Origin of the sequence: Hymenobacter edaphi (assembly GCF_003258365.1) — a bacterium.
In the GTDB taxonomy this organism is placed as follows: Bacteria; Bacteroidota; Bacteroidia; order Cytophagales; family Hymenobacteraceae; genus Solirubrum; species Solirubrum edaphi.
In genome coordinates this window covers 468,469-490,564 of record NZ_QHKM01000003.1, presented here as the reverse complement: position 1 = coordinate 490,564, position 22,096 = coordinate 468,469, and the positions used below count along the sequence as shown (strand labels likewise).

16 protein-coding genes are annotated in these 22,096 nt (G+C 65.8%); 9 read left to right on the top strand and 7 right to left on the bottom strand.

Features of this window, described 5'->3' with window-relative positions; translation table 11 throughout:
• The first annotated feature begins 164 nt into the window (after nt 1-164).
• The 6 genes from DLM85_RS12505 (at nt 165) to DLM85_RS12480 (ending at nt 11,496) form a co-directional block, all read left to right on the top strand.
• Entirely contained in the window at nt 165-3,335 is a 3,171-nt protein-coding gene (locus DLM85_RS12505) for a SusC/RagA family TonB-linked outer membrane protein (protein ID WP_111478436.1), read from the top strand.
• 167 nt (nt 3,336-3,502) lie between these two features.
• Nucleotides 3,503-5,230 carry a RagB/SusD family nutrient uptake outer membrane protein gene (locus DLM85_RS12500; protein WP_111478435.1) on the top strand — a complete coding sequence of 576 codons (1,728 nt, stop codon included), beginning with the start codon at nt 3,503-3,505 and terminating at the stop codon, nt 5,228-5,230.
• A 357-nt stretch (nt 5,231-5,587) separates the two neighbouring features.
• Entirely contained in the window at nt 5,588-6,922 is a 1,335-nt protein-coding gene (locus DLM85_RS12495) for a sugar porter family MFS transporter (protein ID WP_111478434.1), read from the top strand.
• A 113-nt stretch (nt 6,923-7,035) separates the two neighbouring features.
• Nucleotides 7,036-7,935, top strand: coding sequence for a carbohydrate kinase family protein (locus tag DLM85_RS12490; protein WP_165822123.1), 900 nt, complete (start codon nt 7,036-7,038; stop codon nt 7,933-7,935).
• Nucleotides 7,936-8,098: 163 nt separating this feature from the next.
• A complete protein-coding gene (locus DLM85_RS12485) occupies nt 8,099-9,631 on the top strand; it encodes a glycoside hydrolase family 32 protein (protein ID WP_111478433.1) in 1,533 nt (510 codons plus the stop codon).
• A gap of 224 nt (nt 9,632-9,855) precedes the next feature.
• Complete coding sequence (locus DLM85_RS12480; RefSeq protein ID WP_111478432.1) at nt 9,856-11,496, top strand: glycoside hydrolase family 32 protein; 1,641 nt, start codon at nt 9,856-9,858, stop codon at nt 11,494-11,496.
• Between the two features lie 245 nt (nt 11,497-11,741).
• Here the strand turns inward: DLM85_RS12480 and DLM85_RS12475 are convergent, their stop codons facing one another.
• Complete coding sequence (locus tag DLM85_RS12475) at nt 11,742-12,452, bottom strand: HAD family hydrolase (protein WP_111478431.1); 711 nt, start codon at nt 12,450-12,452, stop codon at nt 11,742-11,744.
• A gap of 56 nt (nt 12,453-12,508) precedes the next feature.
• Nucleotides 12,509-12,868 (bottom strand): SemiSWEET family sugar transporter, encoded by a 360-nt coding sequence (locus tag DLM85_RS12470; protein ID WP_111478430.1) that lies wholly within the window; start codon nt 12,866-12,868, stop codon nt 12,509-12,511.
• Between the two features lie 217 nt (nt 12,869-13,085).
• On the opposite strand from DLM85_RS12470, the gene DLM85_RS12465 reads away from it, so the two are divergent.
• The gene (locus DLM85_RS12465; protein ID WP_111478429.1) at nt 13,086-13,943 is read left to right on the top strand and encodes an AraC family transcriptional regulator; all 858 of its coding nucleotides are present in this window, start codon (nt 13,086-13,088) and stop codon (nt 13,941-13,943) included.
• Between the two features lie 250 nt (nt 13,944-14,193).
• On the opposite strand, the gene DLM85_RS12460 is transcribed toward DLM85_RS12465, so the two are convergent.
• Nucleotides 14,194-14,529: a thioredoxin gene (locus DLM85_RS12460; RefSeq protein WP_133257033.1), complete on the bottom strand. Its 336-nt coding sequence runs from the start codon at nt 14,527-14,529 to the stop codon at nt 14,194-14,196.
• A 158-nt stretch (nt 14,530-14,687) separates the two neighbouring features.
• Here DLM85_RS12460 and DLM85_RS12455 point away from each other — a divergent pair, with 158 nt between their 5' ends.
• Together DLM85_RS12455 and DLM85_RS12450 are read left to right on the top strand one after the other, a co-directional pair.
• Nucleotides 14,688-16,304, top strand: a complete 1,617-nt coding sequence (locus tag DLM85_RS12455) for a sensor histidine kinase (RefSeq protein WP_111478427.1) — start codon at nt 14,688-14,690, stop codon at nt 16,302-16,304.
• Nucleotides 16,282-17,331, top strand: a complete 1,050-nt coding sequence (locus DLM85_RS12450) for a response regulator (RefSeq protein WP_111478426.1) — start codon at nt 16,282-16,284, stop codon at nt 17,329-17,331. Before DLM85_RS12455 ends, DLM85_RS12450 begins: the two co-directional genes overlap by 23 nt.
• Before the next feature lie 620 nt (nt 17,332-17,951).
• Here the strand turns inward: DLM85_RS12450 and DLM85_RS12445 are convergent.
• From DLM85_RS12445 to ccoG, 4 genes are all read right to left on the bottom strand, one after another.
• A complete protein-coding gene (locus tag DLM85_RS12445) occupies nt 17,952-18,839 on the bottom strand; it encodes a universal stress protein (RefSeq protein ID WP_111478425.1) in 888 nt (295 codons plus the stop codon).
• 120 nt (nt 18,840-18,959) lie between these two features.
• The gene (locus DLM85_RS12440; RefSeq protein WP_111478424.1) at nt 18,960-19,688 is read right to left on the bottom strand and encodes a sulfite exporter TauE/SafE family protein; all 729 of its coding nucleotides are present in this window, start codon (nt 19,686-19,688) and stop codon (nt 18,960-18,962) included.
• 122 nt (nt 19,689-19,810) lie between these two features.
• A complete protein-coding gene (locus tag DLM85_RS12435) occupies nt 19,811-20,299 on the bottom strand; it encodes a FixH family protein (RefSeq protein WP_111478423.1) in 489 nt (162 codons plus the stop codon).
• A gap of 221 nt (nt 20,300-20,520) precedes the next feature.
• Complete coding sequence (ccoG, locus tag DLM85_RS12430; protein WP_111478422.1) at nt 20,521-21,933, bottom strand: cytochrome c oxidase accessory protein CcoG; 1,413 nt, start codon at nt 21,931-21,933, stop codon at nt 20,521-20,523.
• Nucleotides 21,934-22,096 lie beyond the last annotated feature (163 nt).

The window sequence follows — 22,096 nt, the reverse complement described above, 5'->3', positions numbered from 1 at the left end:
CAGCGCAATTTTGAATCGAAGCCCGGCGGCGAAACCCACTGCGCCGGCCGGGCCCGCCGCGCTCCGACAAGGACGCGGCGGGCGGGCTTCCGCCGGAGCCGGCAGCCGGTAACTGCCCCTTCGGTTGATCCAACATCCTCTGTTCTCTCACCTCAGCCATTCCCATGAAACACACCGTACCCCACCTGCGCCGGGCCGTGGCCGCGACGCTGCTTACCGCCCTGCCGCTGGCCGCCGCGCCGGTGCTGGCGGGCCCTGCTACCCCGCCCGGCTCCGCCGCCGACCTGCTGGCCGACATCCAAGTGAAAGGCCGCGTGACCGACGACAAAGGCAACGGCCTGCCGGGCGTGACCGTGGTGGTGAAGGGCACCACCAACGGCACCCAGACCGACGCCGACGGCCGCTTCACGCTCACCGCCGCCGACAACGCCACGCTGCTGCTCTCCTTCGTGGGCTACGCTACCCAGGAGCTGCCGGTGAGCGGCCGCACCGAGTTCAACGTGCAGCTCGCGCCCGACACCAAGGCCCTGGACGAGGTGGTGGTGACCGGCTACCAGGTGCAGCGCAAGGCCGACCTGACGGGGGCCGTGGCCGTGGTGAAAGTGGACGAGGTGAAAGACCTGCCCTCGGGCAACGTGATGCGCAACCTGCAGGGCCGCGTGCCGGGCGTGAGCATCAACACCGACGGGGCGCCCGACGGCGCGGTATCGGTGCGTATCCGCGGGCTGGGCACGCTGGGCAACAACGACCCGCTCTACGTCATCGACGGCATTCCGACCAAGGACGGCATCAACCAGCTCAACCAGAACGACATCGAGTCGATTCAGGTGCTCAAGGACGCTTCAGCGGCCAGCATCTACGGCTCGCGGGCCGGCAACGGGGTGATTATCATCACCACCAAAAAGGCCAAAAAAGGCTACAACCGCGTCGAGTTCAGCACCTTCGCCACGGTGCAGAAGCCGCGGCGCATCACCTCCATGCTGAACACCCAGGAGTACGGGCGGGTGTATTGGCAGGCGGCCGTCAACTCGGGCAACCTCACGCCCACCTCGCCGCTGTACACCTACCGCCAGCACACCGAAAACGGCCAGCCGGTGCTCGACGAGGTCATCGTGCCGGAGTTTATCGACGCTGACAAAACCCAGCGGGCGGCCGATACGGACTGGTTCGACGAGATTCAGCAGACCTCGCTGATTCAGAGCTACAACCTGAGTCTGGCCAACGGCGGGGAGCGGGGCAACGCGCTGTTCTCGCTGAATTACTACGACAACGACGGGGTCGTCCGGTACTCGAACTACAAGCGCATGACGGCGCGCATGAACTCGGACTACTCCTTTTTCGACGGCAAGCTGAAAATCGGGGAAAACCTGCTGCTCTCGCGCAACCGCACCCGCTTCGGGGCCGACCGCGACGCCATCAACTACGCCACGGTGCTCCCGACCATCGTGCCGGTGCGCACGGCAGACGGTGCGGGCTGGGGCGGGCCGGTAAACGGCATTTCGGACCGGCAGAACCCGGTGCGCCTGCTGGAAGACAACAAGCAGAACTTCGGCGTCACTTCGCGGGCCTTCGGCAACGTGTTTGCCGACCTGGAAGTCATCAAGGGCCTGCACCTGCGCAGCTCCTTCGGCATCGACTACAGCCTGTTCGATCAGAAAAGCCTGCAGAAGAAGTACAAGTCGGGCTACCTCTCCGACAACGTGAACCGGCTGCTGGTGGTGAACCGCAACTTCGGCAACTGGGTGTGGCAGAACACCCTGAACTACCACCTCGGGGCGGGCAAAAACCAGGTAGACTTCCTGCTCGGCGCCGAGCGCATCAGCTACAACTTCAACGAGGTGACGGCCAACCGCTCGGGCTTCGCCAGCGAGGACATCAACTACGCGGTCCTCGACGCGGGCTCGGGGGCGCAGCTGAACACCGGCTTCTCCTCGGCCTACCGCCTGGCCTCGTACTTCGGCAAGGTCAACTACTCGTTCGACGAGCGGTACCTGGCCTCGGTGACGGTGCGCCGCGACGGGTCGTCGCGCTTCGGCAAGGAAAACCAGTTCGGCTGGTTTCCGGCCGCCTCGGTGGGCTGGCGCCTGAGCGAGGAAGGCTTCATCAAGAACCACGCGGCGCTGATTTCGGACCTGAAGCTGCGCGCCGGCTGGGGCCAGACCGGCAACCAGGACATTGCCAACGACGCGGCCTACTCGCTCTACCGCCCGCTCTACGGCTCCGACCCGACCTGGGACCCGGACCCGGGCACGGCCTACGACATTGCCGGCATCAAGACCGGGGCGCTGCCCTCGGGCTACCGCCGCTTTCAGCAGGGCAACGACCAGCTGAAGTGGGAAACCACCACCCAGAGCAACTTCGGCGTGGACTTCGGGCTGCTGCAAAACAAGCTGACCGGCTCGGTGGACTACTTCGTGAAGAACACCCGCGACATCCTGGTGCTGCCGCCCTACATCGCGGCGGTGGGCGAAGGCGGCTCGCGCTGGGTCAACGGCGCTTCCATCGAAAACAAGGGCTGGGAAGTACTGCTCAGCTACCAGGACGAGCTGCCGAGCACCGGCTTCGCCTACAACGTGACGGCCAACCTGAGCCGCTACCGCAACGAGGTGACCAAGCTGCCGCGCGAGGTCATCAACGCCTACGGTGGCAACGGGCAGGACGTGACCATCATCGGGCAGGCCTTCGGCTCGCGCTACGGCTACGTGGCCGACGGGCTGTTTCAGAGCCAGAGCGAGGTGGATACCCACGCCACGCAGGTGGGCGCCGCGCCCGGCCGCATCCGCTACCAGGACCTGAACGGGGACGGTAAAATCGACAACTTCGACCAGACCTGGATTACCAACAACACGCCTGATTTCATCTACGGCCTGACCGTGGGCGGCTCGTGGAAGGGGCTGGACCTGCAGCTGTTCTGGCAGGGCGTGCAGGGCCTGAAGGTGTTCAACGACACCAAGTTCCGCACCGACTTCACCTTCGCCAACCAGGAAAACTGGGGCACCCGCGTGCTCGACGCCTGGTCGCCCACGAACACCGGCTCGACCATTCCGGCGGTGTCCTTGCTGAACCAGAACAACGAGTGGCGGCCCTCCACCTACTTCGTGGAAAACGGCTCCTACCTGAAGCTGCGCAACGTGCAGCTGGGCTACAGCTTCCCCAAGGCCTTGACCAGCACCCTGCGCCTGCAGCAGCTGCGCCTCTACGTGCAGGGCACCAACCTCGTCACCTTCAAGGACCGCAAGGGCCCGAACGCCTACACCAGCCCCGACCCGGAAGTGCAGCTGCTGGGCTTCCCCATCGCGCCGGCTTTTTCGACTGGTTTGAACGTGACGTTCTAGAACGGCTAGCAAAGAACGACCGGAAAAGAACGAGCACACCAGCACGTCATGCTGAGCGCAGTCGAAGCATCTCTACCGCTTCGCACCCTCACTAGCCCAGGGTTTAAACCCTGGGCAATCGATAGGGCTGCTGCCCACTTCCCACCTCCCCAATCCTGCTTCCCACGATGAAATCCATACACGTACTCACCCTGGCCGCGGCCCTGCTGACCTTCGGCACCACCGGCTGCAACGACAAGGACTTTCTGGACGTGCCGCCGCGCGGCGCGCTCAGCGACGAGCAGCTGAACACCCCCGAAAACGCCGACAAGCAGGTCATTGCCGCGTACTCGGCCCTGGCCAACGACGGCTTCACGGTGCCCTACACCTCGCTGTGGCCCTACGGCAACCTGCGCTCCGGCGACGCCTACAAGGGCGGCGGCGGCATTGGCGACATCGAAGGCTTCCACTTCTACGAAACCTTCACCTACAACCGCACCGACGTGGGCAACACCGATGAGGTGTGGTTCCGCCTGTTCGTGGGCATCGGCCGGGCCAACGACGCGCTGCGCCGCCTGGGGGCCGTGACCGACGCGCAGATGCCCAACCGCAACGTGCGCATCGCCGAGGCGCGCTTTCTGCGCGGGCATTTCTACTTCATCCTCAAGGAGCTGTTCGACCGCGTGCCCTACCTCGACGAAAACGTGCCGGTGGACCAGTACGACCAGGTGTCGAACGTGGCGCTGACCAGCCAGGCGCTGTGGGATAAGATTGCCGACGACTTCCAGTTCGGGGCCGCGAACCTGCCCGTGACGCCGGGCGAGGTGGGCCGGGCCAGCCAGGTGGCGGCCAAGGCGTATCTGGCCAAGGTGCGGCTGTTTCAGGCCTACGTGCAGAACGAGACCAACCACCAGGTAACGAGCGTCGACCAGGCCAAGCTGCAGGAGGTGTTGCGCCTGACCAACGAAATCATCGGCGCGGGCAAGCATTCCTTGTACACCGACTTCGGCAACAACTTCATGTCGGCCTTCGACAACGGCTCGGAGTCGGTGTTTGCCATCCAGTTTTCCAAGGACGACGGCACGCCGCGCGGGCGCATCAACCAGGGCAACAAGCTGAACTACCCGATGAACTCGGAATTCGGCTGCTGCAGCTTCCACCAGCCCAGCCAGAACCTGGTCAACGCCTTCAAAACCGATGCACAGGGTCTGCCGCTGTTCACCACTTTCAACACCAGCAGCCTGACGGCCCCGGCCGACTTCCAGACCAACACCGTGGACCCGCGCCTCGACCACACCGTGGCCATTCCGACCCACCCCTGGAAATACGACCCCTCGTTCGTGTTCCAGCGCGCCTGGGTGCGCGTGCCCGACGTGTACGGGCAGTTTATGTCGCAGAAAGAGCTGGTGGGGCCCAACGACCCGGCCTTTCAGAAGCTGCCGCCCTTCATGAGCAGCACCAAGAACTGGGCCGTCATCCGCTACGCCGACGTGCTGCTGTGGAAGGCCGAGGCCCTCATCGAGCTGGGCCGGCAAGCCGAGGCCCTCCCCATCATCAACCAGATCCGGCAGCGCGCCCAAAGCAGCACCAGCCTGCTCAAGCAGAGCAACGGGCAGGCCACCTCGAACTACCGCATCGGCCAGTACCCGGCCGGCGTGTGGACGCAGCAGTACGCCCGCGAGGCCCTGCGCTGGGAGCGGCGCCTGGAGTTTGCGATGGAAGGCTCGCGCTTCTTCGACCTGGTGCGCTGGGGCATTGCCGCCGACTACCTGAACGAGTACTTCCGGGTGGAGAAAACCCGCCGCTCGTACCTGCAGAACGCCAATTTCACCCGTGGCCGCGACGAGTACCTGCCCATCCCGCTCAACCAGATCAACTTCAGCCAGGGCCGCTACCAGCAGAACCCGGGTTGGTAAGCGGTGAGATGGTGAAATAGTGAGATGGTGAGTTGATGTGCGCGTGGTGCGAAATGCGCAGACCTGCGTGGCTAGAACATCAAAACTCACCAGTTCACCACCTCACCATCTCACCGTCCGAAGGAAAAGCCGTGTCGGGGGCGCCGGGTTGTGGGAATGGCGCGAGCCAGCATCCGCCGCCGCTCCTGGGGATAGGGAGCCTGATGAGTGAACGGGCTTGACGGCGGCGGCACATGGATGCCCCGGCGCGCCTGGCACGGCCATTTTCTTTTCGATAACGCCCTCGTATATAACCCATAACCACCCATCCGGAAGCCGCTGCTTTTCCCCGCGGGCGCTTCTACAACCCTTTCCGCCGTGAACAACAGCAACGTATTTTTCTGGTCCCTGGTCGTGGCGCTCGGGGGCTTCCTGTTCGGCTTCGATACGGCCGTCATTTCCGGGGCCGAAAAGGCCATTCAGCAGCTCTGGGGGCTTAGCTCGGTGGAGCACGGCTTCACCATTGCCGTGGCGCTGATCGGCACGGTGTTCGGGGCCATTTTCGGCGGCATCCCGTCGGACCGGCTGGGGCGGCGCCAGACGCTGGTCTGGATTGCGGTGCTCTACCTCGTGTCGGCCCTGGGCGCGGCGCTGACCTCGAACTGGTACGCCTTCATGCTGTTCCGCTTCCTGGGCGGGCTGGGCGTGGGCGCCTCGTCGGTGACGGCCCCGCTCTACATTTCGGAAGTGGCCCCGGCCGCCAAGCGCGGGCAGATGGTGGCCATGTTCCAGTTCAACATCGTGTTCGGCATCCTGGCCGCCTACCTCTCGAACTACCTGCTCACCGGCCTCGGCGAAAACGACTGGCGCTGGATGCTGGGCGTGCAGGCCGCGCCGGCGCTGGCGTTTTTCCTCTTGCTGTTCCGCGTGCCCGAAAGCCCGCGCTGGCTGATCGGGCAGGGCCGGGTGGAGGAAGGCCGCGCCGTGCTGCGCCGGGTGGATGCCCGCACCGCCGACCAGCTCACCACCGACATCCTGACCACCAACGCCGCCGACGCCGCGGCCGGCGGCGCCTCCTTGCTGGCCGCGCAGTATCGCACGCCGGTAATGCTGGCGGTGCTCTTCGCCCTGTTCAACCAGGTATCGGGCATCAACGCCATCATTTACTACGCCCCGCGCATCTTCGAAATGACCGGCCTGGGCAAAAGCTCGGCCCTGCTCTCCTCGGCCGGGCTGGGGCTGGTCAACTTCGTCTTCACCCTGCTGGCCCGCCAGGTTATCGACCAGTTTGGCCGCCGCAAGCTCATGCTCATCGGCTCGTTCGGACTCATTGCCACGCTAGCCCTGGTGGCCTGGGCGTTTTACTCCGAAAACTTCACGGCCTTCGGCGGCATGCTGGTGCCGGGGCTGTTGTTCGTCTACATTGCGTTCTTCGCCTTCTCGCAGGGCGCCGTCATCTGGGTGTTCATTTCCGAAATCTTCCCCAACGTGGTGCGCGCCAAAGGCCAGGCTTTGGGCTCCAGCACGCACTGGGTGATGGCCGCCGTTATTGCCTTTGCCTTCCCGCCTCTGGCCGAGCGGCTCGGCGGCGGCAATACCTTCGCCTTTTTCTGCGCCATGATGGTGCTGCAGCTGCTCTTCGTGTGGCGCCTGATGCCCGAAACCAAGGGCACCTCGCTGGAACAGCTGGAAAAGACGCTGGTCCTTCATTAGAGGTGAGATGATGAGGTGGTGAACTGGTGAGTTTTGATGTTCAGCTTAACATTGAACCTGTGCCGACGCCGCTTTCCCAAACTCACCCATTCACCATTTCACTATCTCACCATATGTCAGTTGTCTGCTTCGGCGAAATTCTCTGGGACGTGCTGCCCTCGGGCAAGCAGCCCGGCGGCGCGCCCTTCAACGTGGCCGTGCACCTGCACCAGCTCGGCGTGCCCACCCAGCTCATCAGCCGCGTCGGCGACGACGATTTGGGCACCGAGCTGCTCGATTTTGTGGCCTCGAAAGGGCTGAGCACCGACTACGTGCAGCTCGGCCGCACCCACCTCACCGGCGTGGTGAAGGCCAACGTGGACGACGCCCAGGAAGTGACCTACAAAATCGTGCAGCCCGTGGCCTGGGACTACATTCAGCACGAGGCCCGGCTCGACGCGCTGGTGGAGCAGGCCGATATGTTCGTGTTCGGCAGCTTGTCGGCCCGCAGCGCCGCCACCCGCGAAACGCTGTACCGGCTCATCGAACACGCGCGCTTCAACGTGTTCGACGTGAACATGCGCCCGCCACACTACACCAAGGAAGTGGTGAAGTACCTGCTGCAGAAGGCCGATCTGGTGAAGATGAACCACCACGAGCTGGCCGAAATCATGGGCTGGTTCGGGCAGGAATCCGGCGCCGCGGCCGACCGCCCCGCCGCCATGCAGTGGCTGGCCACGCGCTTCGATCTGCAGGCCGTGTGCGTCACCTGCGGCGCCGACGGGGCCCTGCTCTGGACCCGGGGCCACCTCTACCGCGCCCCCGGCGTGCGCGTGGAGGTGAAGGACACCATCGGCAGCGGCGACTCGTTTCTGGCCGCGCTGCTGAAGGGCTGGCTGGCCGGGCAGGAGCCGGGCGAGTGTCTGCACTTTGCCTGCGCCACCGGGGCGCTGGTGGCCACGCACTACGGCGCCACGCCCGCTTTCAGCGAGGCGCAGGTGCACGCGCTGCTGGCCGAGCAGGCTATTTCGTAACCCTTCTGGTACGTCATGTCGAGCGAAGTCGAGACATCTCGCTCGTGTAGTAATTTCCTCGTTGAACAAAGATTACTATCCGGCATCAGCAGGCGAGATGTCTCGACTTCGCTCGACATGACGGCCTCTTCCGCTCCTGTTTCCTTCGATTCTTTCCCACCCCATGAAACGACTTCTGCTGGCCCTTTCTCTGCTGACGGCCGCCGCTACCAGCCAGGCCCAGACCCCGGCCGCGCCCATTCCGCCCGCCACGCCGCAGTACCGGCCGAGCTACCACTTCTCGCCGGCCAGGATGTGGATGAACGACCCCAACGGCATGGTGTACGTGAATGGCACCTACCACCTGTTTTTCCAGCACTACCCCGACGCCATGGTGTGGGGCCCGATGCACTGGGGCCACGCCACCAGCCAGGACCTCGTGCACTGGCAGGAGCAGCCCATTGCGCTGTACCCGGATAAGCTGGGCTGGATTTTCTCCGGCTCGGCGGTGGTGGACAAGGACAACACCGCCGGCTTCGGCAAAAACGCCCTGGTGGCCATCTTCACCCACCACAACGACCCGGAGGAAAAGAAAAAAACCAACAAGCACCAGTACCAGAGCCTGGCCTACAGCCTCGACGGCGGCCAGACCTGGACCAAGTACGCCGGCAACCCGGTGCTGCCCAACCCCGGCATCCAGGACTTCCGCGACCCGAAGGTGAGCTGGAACGCCGCGGCCAAGAAGTGGATCATGACCCTGGCCACCAAGGACCGCATCACGTTCTTTTCTTCGCCGAACCTGAAGCAGTGGACCAAGGAAAGCGAGTTCGGGGCCAAGCTGGGCGCCCACGGCGGCGTGTGGGAGTGCCCCGACCTGTTTCCGCTGACCGTGGACGGCAAAACCAAGTGGGTGCTGCTGGTGAGCATCAACCCCGGCGGGCCCAACGGCGGCTCGGCCACGCAGTACTTCCTCGGGCAGTTCGACGGCAAGAAATTCACGCCCGACCAGGCCGCGCCGCCCACCAAATGGGTGGACTACGGCACCGACAACTACGCCGGCGTGACCTGGAACAACGCCCCTAACGGCCGCCGCCTCTTCCTGGGCTGGATGAGCAACTGGGAGTACGCCAACCAGGTGCCCACCTCGCCCTGGCGCAATGCCATGACGGTGCCCCGCGAGCTGGCGCTGCAGCGCGTCGGCAAGGAAGTATACCTGACCTCGCGGCCGGCGCAGGAAGTGGCCCAGCTGATGCAGCCCGGCGCCGTGCACCTCACCGGCCTGCCGGTGAAAACCGAGCTGGACCTGACCACGCGCCTGCCCCAGCCCCTCAGCGACAAGATGCGCCTGGAGCTGAGCACCGCCCAGCTCACCGATTTCAGCCTGGTGCTCGGCAACAAGCGCGGCGAGGAGCTGCTCATCGGCTACGACAAAAAGGCCAATCAGTACTTCGTAGACCGCACGAAAGCCGGCCCCAGCGGCTTCAGCGCCAAATTCGCCGGCCGCCACCCCGCCCCGCGCCGCGCCACCACCGCCGGCGCCGACCTCACCCTGCTCTTCGACGCCACCTCCGTGGAGCTGTTTGCCGACGGCGGGCTGACCACCATGACCGAGCTGTTTTTCCCCTCGGAGCCCTACACCACGCTCAAGCTCCGCTCCTCGGCCGGCCTCGTCATCAGCGAGTTCGACTACGCCAAGCTGGCCCCCGACGCGAACTAGCGCGCCATCGTAGCCGACGATGTAGAGACACAACCTTGCGTCTCGTCGTTGAACGACTGACATTCAGACGACGCCCACATGGCGCGGACGACGAGACGCAAGTAGGCGTCTCCCCATCCGGCTGGCCCTTCCCCTGCTTACTCCCAAAGCCCCACGGCTGCTGATTTCCGCTTCCCGAGCCGGAAGCGCGGCGGTGGGGCTTTGCCATTCCCAACCCACTTCCTATGAACCGTTTGTACTCCGTGCTGCCGCTCCTCGGCGGCGTAGCGGCGGCCCTGTGCCTGGGCAGCTGCCAGAAAGAAGCCGTGCTAACCACCGCGCGCCCCGGCACCACCAGCGGCAGCAACGCGCTGACCTGCACGCCCCGCCCCGAAAGCCCCGACTACCGCTTCTACCCGCTGGGCAACGGCCTGGCCCCGGTGGGCGACGTGATGCCCTACTACGACGCCACGGCCCCGACCGGCAAATTCAAAATCTTCTACCTCAAGGACGTGTGGAACGACGCGACCAACCAGCGCCACCCCTGGTACGGCCTGCAGACCGACGACTTCGCCGCCTTCGCCGACCTCTCGGGCGGGCAGCAGCTGGCCTGCAGCGCCGACGGCTGCAAGCAGGATTTTGCCCTCGGCACTGGCCACATCGTGCAGAAGGGCAGCACCTATTACGCCTTCTACACCGGCCACAACCCCAACTACCCCTCCGGCTGCGTGACGCGCAAGGAGGGCATCATGCTGGCCACGGCTCCGGCACTGAATCAGAGCTTTACCAAGAACACCAGCTTCGCCACCATCTACGCCCCGGCCGGGCAGGGCTTCGACGACAACGACAACTTCCGGGACCCGTTCGTGTACTTCGATTCGGCCACCGGCACCTACCATATGATTGTGGCGGCACGCAAAAACGTCAGCGGCGTGTGGCGCGGCGTCGTTGCCCGGTACACCTCCCCGAACCTGCTCAACTGGACCTACCAGGGCGTGCTCTACGACGGCGGGCCCGATAACTTCTTTATGCTGGAGACGCCGGAGCTGTTCAGGCAGGGCTCGACCTACTACCTGCTTTTCTCCGACATCAACTCTAAAAACCTCTACTACCGCAAAAGCACCTCCCTGACCGGCCCGTGGAGCGCCCCCAGCGGCCCCAGCCGCTTCGAGGGCCAGGGCCTGTACGCGGCCAAGACCGTGCTCGACCAATACGGCGACCGGTACATCTTCGGCTGGACCAACCGCCTGGCCGGCAACACCGACACCGGCGCCTGGCTCTGGGGCGGCAACCTGGTGACGCACAAGCTCTACCAGCTGCCCAACCAGGATCTGGCCGTAACCATTCCGCACACGCTCCAGACCCGGGCCGAAACCAGCGCGGTGCCGCTGAGCAAGGACAGCCAGTGGGGCAACGTCACCAACGTGCAGGCCGGCACCGAGTCGTACCGGCTCAGCAGCCCGGCCGATAAGGACGTGGCCAACGTGCTCTACGCGCCCATCGGCCCCGCGCGCTACAAGCTGCACTGCACCGTGTCGTACAGCAGCGCGGCCAAGGACTTCGGCTTCCTGCTCGGCGCCTGCGACGGGTACGACGACGTGTACAGCCTGCGCTTCGTGCCCGGCCAGCAGCGCTTTAGCTTCGACCGCACCCGGCGCAGCCAGCTCAGCAGCACCACCGTGGCCACCAACGACGTGCCCTTCGCCCTCAGCCCCGGCGTGGAGTACGACCTGACCATCGTGTTCGAAAACTCGGTGGTGGTGGTGTACCTCAACCACGTGGCGGCCCTGACCTCGCGCATCTACCGCGCCCCCGGCACCAGCTGGGGCATCTTCGTCGACAACAGCACGGCCACGTTCAAGAATATCACCGTGACCCAGCCCTGACGCGGCCCAGCGGCTAAAGGGGAAGTAAAAAGAACGTCATGTCGAGCTTGTCGAGACATCTCGCGTGCTGACGTCCAGGCGAAAACCGTCATGCTGAGCCCCGCGAAGCATCTCTACCGAACAACTCAACGAAGCGGTAGAGATGCTTCGCGGGGCTCAGCATGACGGTCTGTTAGCTCGTTCAAGGAAGCACGTGCGGTTATTCGCTTCGCTCAGAATGACGTTCGGGTTTGCGGCTGGAGCAGCTACTGCGGCTGCAGCCAACGCAGCACCTCGGCGCGGCGCTCGGGCAGGTGCAGGTGGGTGTAATCGGCGGCAATCTGCGCCAGGCCCAGTCCTTGCAGCTCTTCGGCCGGGTGCGTAGTGGCCAGGCCCACGGCGGCCATGCGGGCGCGGCGGGCGGCTTCGATACCGGTCATGGAATCCTCGAACACCAGGCACTCCTGCGGGGCCACGCCCAGCGCGGTGGCGGCCAGCAGAAACACTTCCGGGTCGGGCTTGCCGCGCTGCACCTGCTCGGCCCCGATGATGGCGTCGAAGTAGGGGCGCAGCCGCAGGCCGTCGAGCACGAAATCGATGTTGGGCGCGTCGCCGGCAGTGGCCAGGGCCAGGCGCAGGCCCCGGGCGCGGGCCACCGTCAGGAACTCGCGCAGGCCGGGCAGGGCGCGCAGGTGCGGACCGTATTGCTGGCGGTACAGCGCTTCCTTCTCCTGCACCAGGCGCTGCACGTCGGCGGCGGGCAGCTCGGCCCCGAACAGGCGGCGGATGATTTCCGCGCCCGTGCCGTGGTTGTGGTGCTCGAATTCTTCCTCGGTCAGCCGGATGCCGTGCCGGCCCAGAAAATCAACCCAGGCGCGGCGGTGGAAGGCCATGTTGTGAATTAGGGTGCCGTCCATGTCGAAAATCAGCGCCTTGAGCGGCAGGTTTTCCAGCGGATTGGGCAGGTCGTGTGGCATAGTGGTGTCGGGTTGGTGTCGGATGAATAACGAGAGGGCGCGAAGCGGCCGCGGGCTTAGGCCTCGTACCAGAAGGGTGCCCCCAGCGGGGCCGTGCGCACGGCTACCAGCGTCCGGCGCGACATCACCTGCCCGCGAACCGGCGCGGCGGGCCCGGGCGCGGCAAACCGAATCTTAAAGACGACGAGCGTGAGCGTGCAGGCCAGGTTGACGGCGTTGCCGATGATGAGCGGCACGTCCTGCACGCAGGCGCCGTACACCAGCCACAAGGTCACGCAGGTGGTGGACGTAATGAGCGTGCCCGCGGCCAGGCCGGTGGCCGAGCGGCTGCGCCAGGTTTTGAGGACTTGCGGCAGGAACATGATGGCCGACAGCGTGGCGGCCACCAGGCCCAGGGCTTCGATGGACGTAATCATGCAGTGGGGTTTCGTGAACGGATAGCCGGGCGGGCTCTGAAGCCCGGACCCGGGTTGCCACGACGGCGCGAGGCCTTGCGCGGCAACGATTGGTCAGCGCAAAGGTACCGGCGCCCCCGGCGGCCCACTACCACCGCATTAGCCGATACTGGTGCGGTATTAACCCCAACAGCCGTTCTATTGCGTATAAGCAGCCAACCCAGCGTCAGCCCCGCCCATGAAACTGCAGTTCGAGCCCATCCAGCCGTCGTCCGACAGCTCCTTCACCCTGCTGCACCATACCGACCCGGCCGCCATCGACGTGCGCTGGCACTACCACCCCGAGTACGAGCTGGTGTACTTGCCGCGCGGCCGGGGGCGGCGCCACATCGGGCGGCACCTCTCGCGCTACGCGGGCGGCGAGCTGGTGTTCATCGGTCCTGATCTGCCGCACCTGAGCTTCAGCTACGGCCGCCAGACCGACTTCGAGCAGATTGTGGTGCAGCTGCGGCCCGATTTTCTGGGGCCCGACTTCCTGCAGCGCCCCGAGTTGCGCGCGGTGCAGCAGCTGTTTGCCCGCGCCCGGCAGGGGCTCACCTTCGGGGTGGCGGTGCGCCGGCAGGTGGGCCCGCAGCTGGCGCAGATGCTCACCCAGCCGCCCTTTGAGCGGCTGCTCACCTTGCTGCAGGTGCTGCACACGCTGGCCGCCACGCCCGACGCCACCAGCCTGAACGCCGATGCGGGCCGCGGCCACGCCCCGCGCCAGGAGTCGGAGCGGCTGAGCCGGGTGTACGGCTACCTGCAGGAGCACTTTCGGCAGCCGGTGGAGGTGGCCACGCTAGCCGAACTGACGCACCTGACGGTACCTGCCTTTTGCCGCTACTTCAAGCGCATGACCGGCCTCACGCTGACCGACTTCGTGCAGGAATACCGCGTCAACCACGCCTGCCTGCTGCTGCTGGAAGACCGGCCCATCACCGAGGTCAGCTTCGCCAGCGGCTTCAACAACCTCTCGCACTTCAACAAAACCTTCCGCAAGCTCACGGGCCTGAGCCCCTCCGAATACCGCCAGCAGCAGGCCGCGCTGGCCGAGTGAGGCCTGGTGGTTTCAAGCTGATTCTATCAGGGTACCGGGGAAACCCAGAGCGTCATGCTGAGCTTGTCGAAGCATCTCTACTGCTTCGTTAACCTGCTCACTAGCCCAGGGTTTAAACCCTGGGTAATCGAGAGGAAAGTTTAGGGCCTGCCCCCAAAGGGAGCGGTAGAGCTGCTTCAACTCGGCTCAGCGTGACCGTTCAATGTAAGCTCCAATAGCCTTTTAGACTGCGGATTCTTAGTCGCGCTACCTAGCTCACGCCGGTCGGGGCGGCCAGGCGGCCCAGCAGCTCGGTGGCCCCGGCTTCGTCGTCGGGCAGGCCGGGCTGGCGCCACAGCTCCACGCCCTGGCGCACCAGCACGCAGGCCGGCAGCTGCTGGGCGTGGAAGCTGCGCACCACCGTGGGGTGGCTGGCCTCGTCGATGCGCAGCACCCGGATGGCCGGGCCCAGGCGGCGCTGCAGCCGCTCCAGGGCCGCGGATGAAAAGGGCGGCCCGGCTCCGTCGGGGCGGCTCACCGGCAGCAGCACCAGCAGCACGGCGGCGGCGTCGGCGGGCCGCAAGGAAGTGGAGGACAAGGCGCTCATACGGAGTTCAGTTGAATTGCCGGGTAAAATTGCCTCCTGGCGCCGCCGCATTCCATGATATTCGTCAGCTTCGGGGCTTAACATCTATCATCCTCGCCCGATTATGCCCAAATTTGGCCGTCGGGCCCGCTTCACCCCGCCCCGGCGCCCCTCTACTCATGCCTTCCACTTACGCCCACGCCCTCGCTTCGCTGCTGTTCACGCAGGCCCAGGAATTCATCGGCGTGTACGACGAGGCCGCCCACCGCTTTATCCGCGTCAATCCCATGGGCGCGCAGCTGCTGGGCTACCCCTCCGAGGCCGCTTTCCTGCAGGCCCAGGTGGCCGACGACGCCCTGCCCCTGCAGCCCGCGGCCGGCCACAGCTGGGAAGCCGCCCTGCACTCGGCCCGGCAGAGCGGCCACGCCCTGGTGGAAGCCGACGTGACCCGCGCCAGCGGCGACGCCACCCACGCCCGCATTGAGCTGACGCCCTTCGAGCATGAGGGCCGCACCCTGTACCTGGTGCGCCTGAGCGGGCCCGACCGCCTGCTGCTGGCCGAGCGGGAGCTGGCCCAGAGCGTGAGCCGTTTCGAGGCGGTGGTGGCCAATGCCACCATCGGCATCATCATGTGCGACCGGCACGGGCAGATCGTGTCGGCCAACCACCTTTCCGAGCAGCTGTTCGGCTATCGGCCGGCCGAGCTGCTGGGCCAGCGCATCGAGGTGCTGGTGCCGCGGGCGGTGGGCCGCCACCACGAGCAGCTGCGCGAGTCGTTCAACGCCGCGCCCTCGGTGCGGGCCATGGGCGCCCACCGCGGCGACCTGCTGGGTCAGCGCCAGGACGGCTCGGTGTTTCCGGTGGAAGTCAGCCTGAGCTACTTCCACCTCGACGAGGAGCTGTACGTGGTGTCCTACATCCTCGACATCACCTACAAGAAGGAAGCCGAGCGGGAGCTGATTGCCCAGCGCCAGCGCGTGGAGAAGCTCAACGCCGAGCTGGAGCAGAAGGTGGCCGACCGCACCCACGCCCTGCTCAGCACCCTGGCGCAGCTGGAGCAGCGCACCGAGGAGCTGGCCAAGGCCCTGGCCGCCGAGCAGGAGCTGGGTGAGCTGAAGTCGCGCTTCGTGAGCATGGCCTCGCACGAGTTCCGTACCCCGCTCACGGCCGTGATGAACTCGGCCACGCTCATCGAGAAGTACCCCGAGAGCGAGCAGCAGGACAAGCGCGTGAAGCACCTGCAGCGCATCCGCAGCTCGGTAAAGCACCTGAACGACATCCTGGAGGAGTTCCTCTCCGTCGGCCGCATCGAGGAAGGCAAGGTGCAGGCCCGGCCGGTGGAGCTGGCCCTGCCCGAGCTGCTCAGCGAGGTGGTGGCCGACGTGCAGGGCCTGCTCAAAGCCGGGCAGCGCATCAGCCAGCACGTGGGCTGCCCCGCCCCGGTGGTGCTCGACCCCTCGCTGCTGCGCAAGATTCTCGTCAACCTGCTCAGCAACGCCATCAAGTACTCGGCCGAAGGTTCTGAGGTGACGCTGCGCGCCGCCTGCGCCGCGGGCCAGCTCACGCTGACGGTGCAGGACCAGGGCGTGGGCATTTCCAAGGAAGACCAGGAGCACCTGTTCGAGCGGTTTTTCCGCGCCCGCAACGTCACCAATATTCCCGGCACCGGGCTGGGGCTCTACATCGTGGGGCGCTACCTGGAGCTGATGGGCGGGCGCATCAGCCTGCACAGCGAACTGAACCGCGGCACCACCGTCACCGTCACCATTCCCTATGAAAACCATCCTGCTGATTGAGGACAACGAGCTGATCCGCGAGTCGACGGCCGAAATTCTGGAGCTGGCCGGCTACCGCGTGCTCACCGCCGAAAACGGCAAAGTGGGCGTGGAGCAGGCCCGCAGCATCCGCCCCGACCTGGTCATCTGCGACATCATGATGCCGGTGCTCGACGGCTACGGCGTGCTGCAGATTTTCAGCCAGGACGCCGACCTGGCGGGCATTCCGTTCATCTTCCTCACCGCCAAAACCGAGCGCGTGGACATGCGCCGGGGCATGGAGCTGGGCGCCGACGACTACCTGACCAAGCCCTTCGAGGAAAGCGAGCTGCTGAGCGCCATCAGCGGGCGCCTGAACCGCTTCCGCCAGCTGCGCGCCGACTACGACCTGCAGCGCGGCGGCCTGCAGGAGTTCTTGGCCGACGCCCGCGTCGTGGGCAACCTGGAAGGCCTCACGGTGGACCGCAAGCTGCACCCAGTGGCTAAAAAGCAGAACATCTACCGCGAAGGCGACGAGCCCACCCGCCTCTACTTCGTGCAGGCGGGCCGGGTGAAAACCATCAAGACCACCGCCGCCGGCAAGGAGCTGATAACGGGCCTCTACGGCCCGGGCGAGTTTTTCGGCTACATGGCCCTGCTGGAGCATACCCGGCACGGCGACTCGGCCGTGGCCGTCGACGACGCGGAGCTGGTCTACATTCCGAAGGACGACTTCACCCAGCTGGTGCTGCGCAACCCCGAGGTCAGCCAGCAGTTTATCCGCCTGCTGGCGGGCCGGGTGAGCGAGCGGGAACAGCAGCTGGTGGGCATGGCCTACAACTCCATCCGCCGCCGCGTGGCCGATGCGCTGCTGCGCCTGCACGAGCAGCACGCCGCCGACGCCTCGGCCTTCCAGCTCTCCCGCGACGACATGGCCGCCCTCGTCGGCACCGCCCCCGAGTCGCTGATTCGCACCCTGAGCGAGTTCAAGCAGGATGGCCTGATCGAGCTGGCCGGCAAGGATATCCGCGTCTTGCAGCCCGAGAAGCTGCGCCGGGCGCACTGGTAAACGGCACCCGGTTGGAAGGGTTAGAACGTCCTGCTTGATCTGACGTCCGCGCAGCCGAAGCACCTCTACCGCTTCGGCTGCGCGGACGTCAGGTCAAGCAGGACGGCCTTTTTTGCGGAGCGGCCTATGGGTACCGGAGCCCTCTACTGCTCAGCGCGCCAGCCGTCAGACAATAGCAAAGGCCTTCGTGAGTACTCGCGAAGGCCTTTGCTATTGTGCTGAAGTTCCTCACGAGTACTCATGGGGCATTTATATTAATTGTTGCAATGGCTCGCGCTTACTCATGAAGGGCTTCGGCACTTGCCAACAGGCTTCGCGAGCAGCCGGGACAGGCATCCGGTATCCGGCGCAATGCCTCGTGAGTACTCACGATGGCTTTCGGCAGATGCGAAAGTATCCCGTGAGTGCTCGTGAGGGTGTTTGGCAGGTTGATCAGCTCTGGCGGCGGGCTCGGGGCTCAGCCGAAGGCTTGGAGTGACGGGCTCAACTGATCTGGCACGCCTGGCCGATGTAGAGACGCATACTCTTGCGTCTCGTCGTTGAACGATTCATGCGCGGGACGATGCCCATGCGGCGCGAATGACGAGACGCACGGTTGCGCCTCTACATTGTTCTGCTTCCTACATCACCGCTTGGGTGGGTGCGGCCGATAGCTGCTGGGCGCAGTGCTCACAGCATACGTCCTCCGTGGGTTGGGGGTGCCGGGCGCGGGGCAGCACCAGCAGCGGAATGCGGGTGTGGTAGGCCTGCGTCTTGGTGTAGCACACGTCGAAAAATCGGTCGAGCAGCACCGCGTCGGTGGGCGCGAGGAGGAGCAGCTGCGCGTGCGTGGCCTCGCAGAACTCGCCGATGCCTTCCAGCGGGTCGTCGTCGAGCACCAGGCGGCTGCGCAGCGGAATAGCCGGCAGCGCGCGCTGCATCAGCTGCATCCCGCGCTTGACGCGAATAAGCGCGGGCAGATCGAGCTGCTGGTAGAAGTGCACCAGCTGCAGCTGGGGCTTCAGCTCCTGCAGCAGCGGAACGAGCGGGGCCAGGGTGGCGGCGTCGAGGTGGCCGAAATCAGCCAGGAAGACGGCGCGCTGCGGCAGGGCGCGGGCGCCGGGCGGCACCACCAGCACCGGGCAGCGGGCCAGCCCGGCCATGCGGGCCGCGTGGTTGCCGCCGATGGCCGCCTCCCCGCAGTCGACGTGCTCCAGGCCCATCACCAGCAGTTCGGCCCCGTATGCGTCGATGACGTTCTGCACGTGGTCGTGCAGGCAGCCGGCGCGCACGGCCACGCGGTAGCGGATGCGGCGGCCGTCCTGGCGCACGAGCTGCACGTAGCGCAGGCGCTCGGCCAGCACCAGCAGGCGCTGCTGGTAGGCGGCCGAGTCGGCTTCGCTGAGGGCGCCGTGGTGGCAGTACAGCAGCACGACTTCGGCCCCAAGGCGCACGGCCAGCTTGTTGGCGTAGACCACGGTGGGCTCGGCGGCGGCCGTCAGGTCGAGGGGAACGAGGATGGTCTTCATGGGGAGCCTCACCCCCCGGCCCCCTCTCCAAGGGGAGAGGGGGAGCCTGACGAGGGTATGTGGTTAGGAGTGAGAGATGCAAGCAACAACAGCGCCCGCCACGCGGCCGGCGCGGAAACGTCAGTGGCACATGGTAATGGCGGCGGGGCGGTGGCGGCCGGTATTGGCCGGGGCAGCCTTGCTGAGCTGCGGGCTCAAGTAGGGAATGCCCAGGCCCAGGCCGCGCACGATGAAGAGCACCGCCAGCACCGTGGCCGCCACCGGCACGGCCTGCCGCAGCCGGGCGCGCCAGTGCAGCGGCACCAGCTGCCCCGTGAGTGAGAGGGCCAGCATCAGCGGCAGGGTTCCCAGGCCGAACAGGGCCATGTACGCCGCGGCGCCACCCAGACCGCCCGGCGCACTCAACGCCCCCGCCAATGCCAGGTACACCAGCCCACAGGGCAGCAGGCCGTTCAGCACCCCGCTCAGGTACAGCGCCCGGAAGGAAGACTGCTGAAACCAATACGCCAGCGCCTGCTTCAGCCGGGCCAGCAGCCGGTCGAGGCCCAGCCCGGCGGCGGCGCGGCCGGTGTGGCGCTCGGGCACGGCCACCAGCAGCAGAATCAGCACGCCCGAGGCCACCGACAGGCCCTGCTGCACCCCGGCCAGCCGCAACGACTGGCCCAGCAGTCCGGCGCCGGCGCCGAGGGCGGTGTAAGTCGTCACGCGGCCCAGGTTGTAGAGCGCGCGGCCCACCACAAACGACCAGCGGCGCGGCCCCGCGTCCGGCAAGGCCAGCGCAATGGCCCCGCACATGCCCACGCAGTGGAAGCTACCCAGCAGTCCGAACAGAAACCCGGCCCAGAGCATTGGTGAAGTGGTCAGGTGGTGAAATGGTGAGTTGGGCAGGCTATTGATACCGACTGAAACGCCGCGGCGGCGCTGACGAAGGGCAAGTTCGTCGGCACCGCCGCCGGATGCCATGACGAAAATCAGTTGCCGACCACGATGCTCTGCTCCACGAAATACGGCTGCCCGCCGGCCTCGAAATCGAGGCGCACGCGCCAGTAGCCGGGCCGCAACCGGGCCGTGCTCAGCTGCTGGCGGCCGGCGGCATCGGGTTGCAGGGGCACGGTGAAGTCCAGGGTCTGATCGGCGGGGCGGAAGAAGTGCACCTGGCCGGTGGCACCCTGCCGGGCCAGGGCGGCGGGCAGCTGCAGCACCAGGGTGCGGGCGGCGGGCTGGTAGCGCACCGTCACCTGCTCGGCCAGGGCGGCGGTGCGGGCCACGGCGTTTATGCGCTGCTGGTGGCGCAGCTCCTGCTCGTAGTAGTCCTTGCTGACGAGGTCGACGCTGCTGCGCATGGCCTGGCGCACCATGTAGCCGATAAAGCCGGCAAAGAGCACGAAGGCCGCAATGATGGCGTAAGGCCACAGGCTGCGGCGGGGTTGGGCGGGGGTATTCACGGCGAGGGTAGTCATGGGAAATGTTATCTGTGCGCGCTATTAAAAACGTCATCCTGAGCCTTAGCGAAGGACCTTCCTCGAGCCCTGTACCAGCGGTTAAGTCCTGGCGACTGACGTTCTGGTAAAGGCGCCGGTGGCTGCGCTTATCGGTTGGTGCAGGGTTCGAGGAAGGTCCTTCGCTTTGCTCAGGATGACGTTCTTGTATGCTGTTCGGCGCTTGCCCAGCGGCTCCTCTCCTACTGCGGCGGGGCCAGAAACTTGGTATTGGCTTCCGTTATCAGCCGGCCGCCGCTGTACACGCCCACGCGAATCTTGTTGCTGGTGCGGAGCAGAGTCGTGCGCGGCAGCTCGGCGAAGAATACGCCCTCCACCATGCCCTGGGCGGGAAGCCGCAGGCCCGACTGGCCCACCAGCTGCACCGTGCCGCCGGCCGGCTCCAGCACCCGCAGCTCCAGGGGCATGGCCCGGTTGGTTTTGTTGATGACGGACACGTTGTAGAGGTTGGTGACGGTGCCGCGGGCGGTTTTCTGGTACAGTTGCCCGGGCGTGCGCAGCACCGTGGCCTCCACGTTGGCCCGCGTCACGAGCAAGGCCACCATGGCCGCCACCAGCACCAGCAGCACGCCCGAGTAAGCCTTTATGCGACCGGTGACGCGGAACCGGGTGCCCTCGGCAATGTGCGTTTCCGAGTCGTAGCGAATCAGGCCGGGCGGCTTCTCGATCAGGGCCATGATGTTGTTGCAGGCGTCGATGCAGGCGGTGCAGTTCACGCACTCCAGCTGGGTGCCGTTGCGGATGTCGATGCCGGTGGGGCACACCTGCACGCACTGCTTGCAGTCGATACAGTCGCCGGCGGTGCGCAGCTGGTTTTTGCGCTGCTTTGCGCGCGGCTCGCCCCGCTGGTAGTCGTAGGCCACCACCACGGTGTCCTTATCCATCATCACGCCCTGCAGGCGGCCGTAGGGGCAGGCAATGGTGCACACCTGCTCGCGGAAGCGGGCAAACACGGCGTAGAACACGCCCGTGAAGAGCACCATGGCCGTGAGGCCGCCCAGGTGCTGCCGGGGCGGGTCCGTCACGATGCGCGTCAGCGCGTCGGAGCCGATGATGTAGGCCAGGAAGGTATTGGCAATCAGAAACGAGATGAGCACGAACACCGCGTGCTTGCCCGTCTTGCGGCCGATTTTGTTCCAGGTCCAGTCGGCTTTGTCGAGGGCTTTCTGCTGCGGGGCGTCGCCTTCGAACAGGTACTCGACGCGGCGGAACACCATTTCCAGGAAGATGGTCTGCGGGCACACCCAGCCGCAGAAAATCCGGCCGTAGACCACCGTGAAGAGGATAACGAACAGCACGAAGGCCAGCGTCCCCAGCAGCAGAATAAAGAAATCCTGGGGCCAGAAGATCTGCCCAAAGATGATAAACTTCCGCTCTACCACGTTGAGCATCAGCACCGGCAGCTCATTGACACGCAGCCAGGGACCGGCAAAGAGCAGCGTCAGCAGGGCGTAGCTCACCCACTTGCGGGCGTCATACAGCGGGCCCTTGGGCTGCTTGGGGTACAGCCACACGCGCTTGCCCCGGCTGTCTATCGTGGCAATGGAGTCGCGGAAGGACTCGGCGGTGGCGGGTTGGTTGGCGACGCTGTTCATGAGGATTCCCCAGGCTTGCTCTCCGAAAAAGGGCGCCGACTGTCGGGGATGTTAGGAGTTGTCTGCTGCACTGTGCTGGTGGGCGGCGCGGCGGCCATCCAGGAAGCCCCAAGAGCCCGCCGCCGGCAGGTGGGCCGGCGGCTCGCCCGAACGTGGGCTGTGC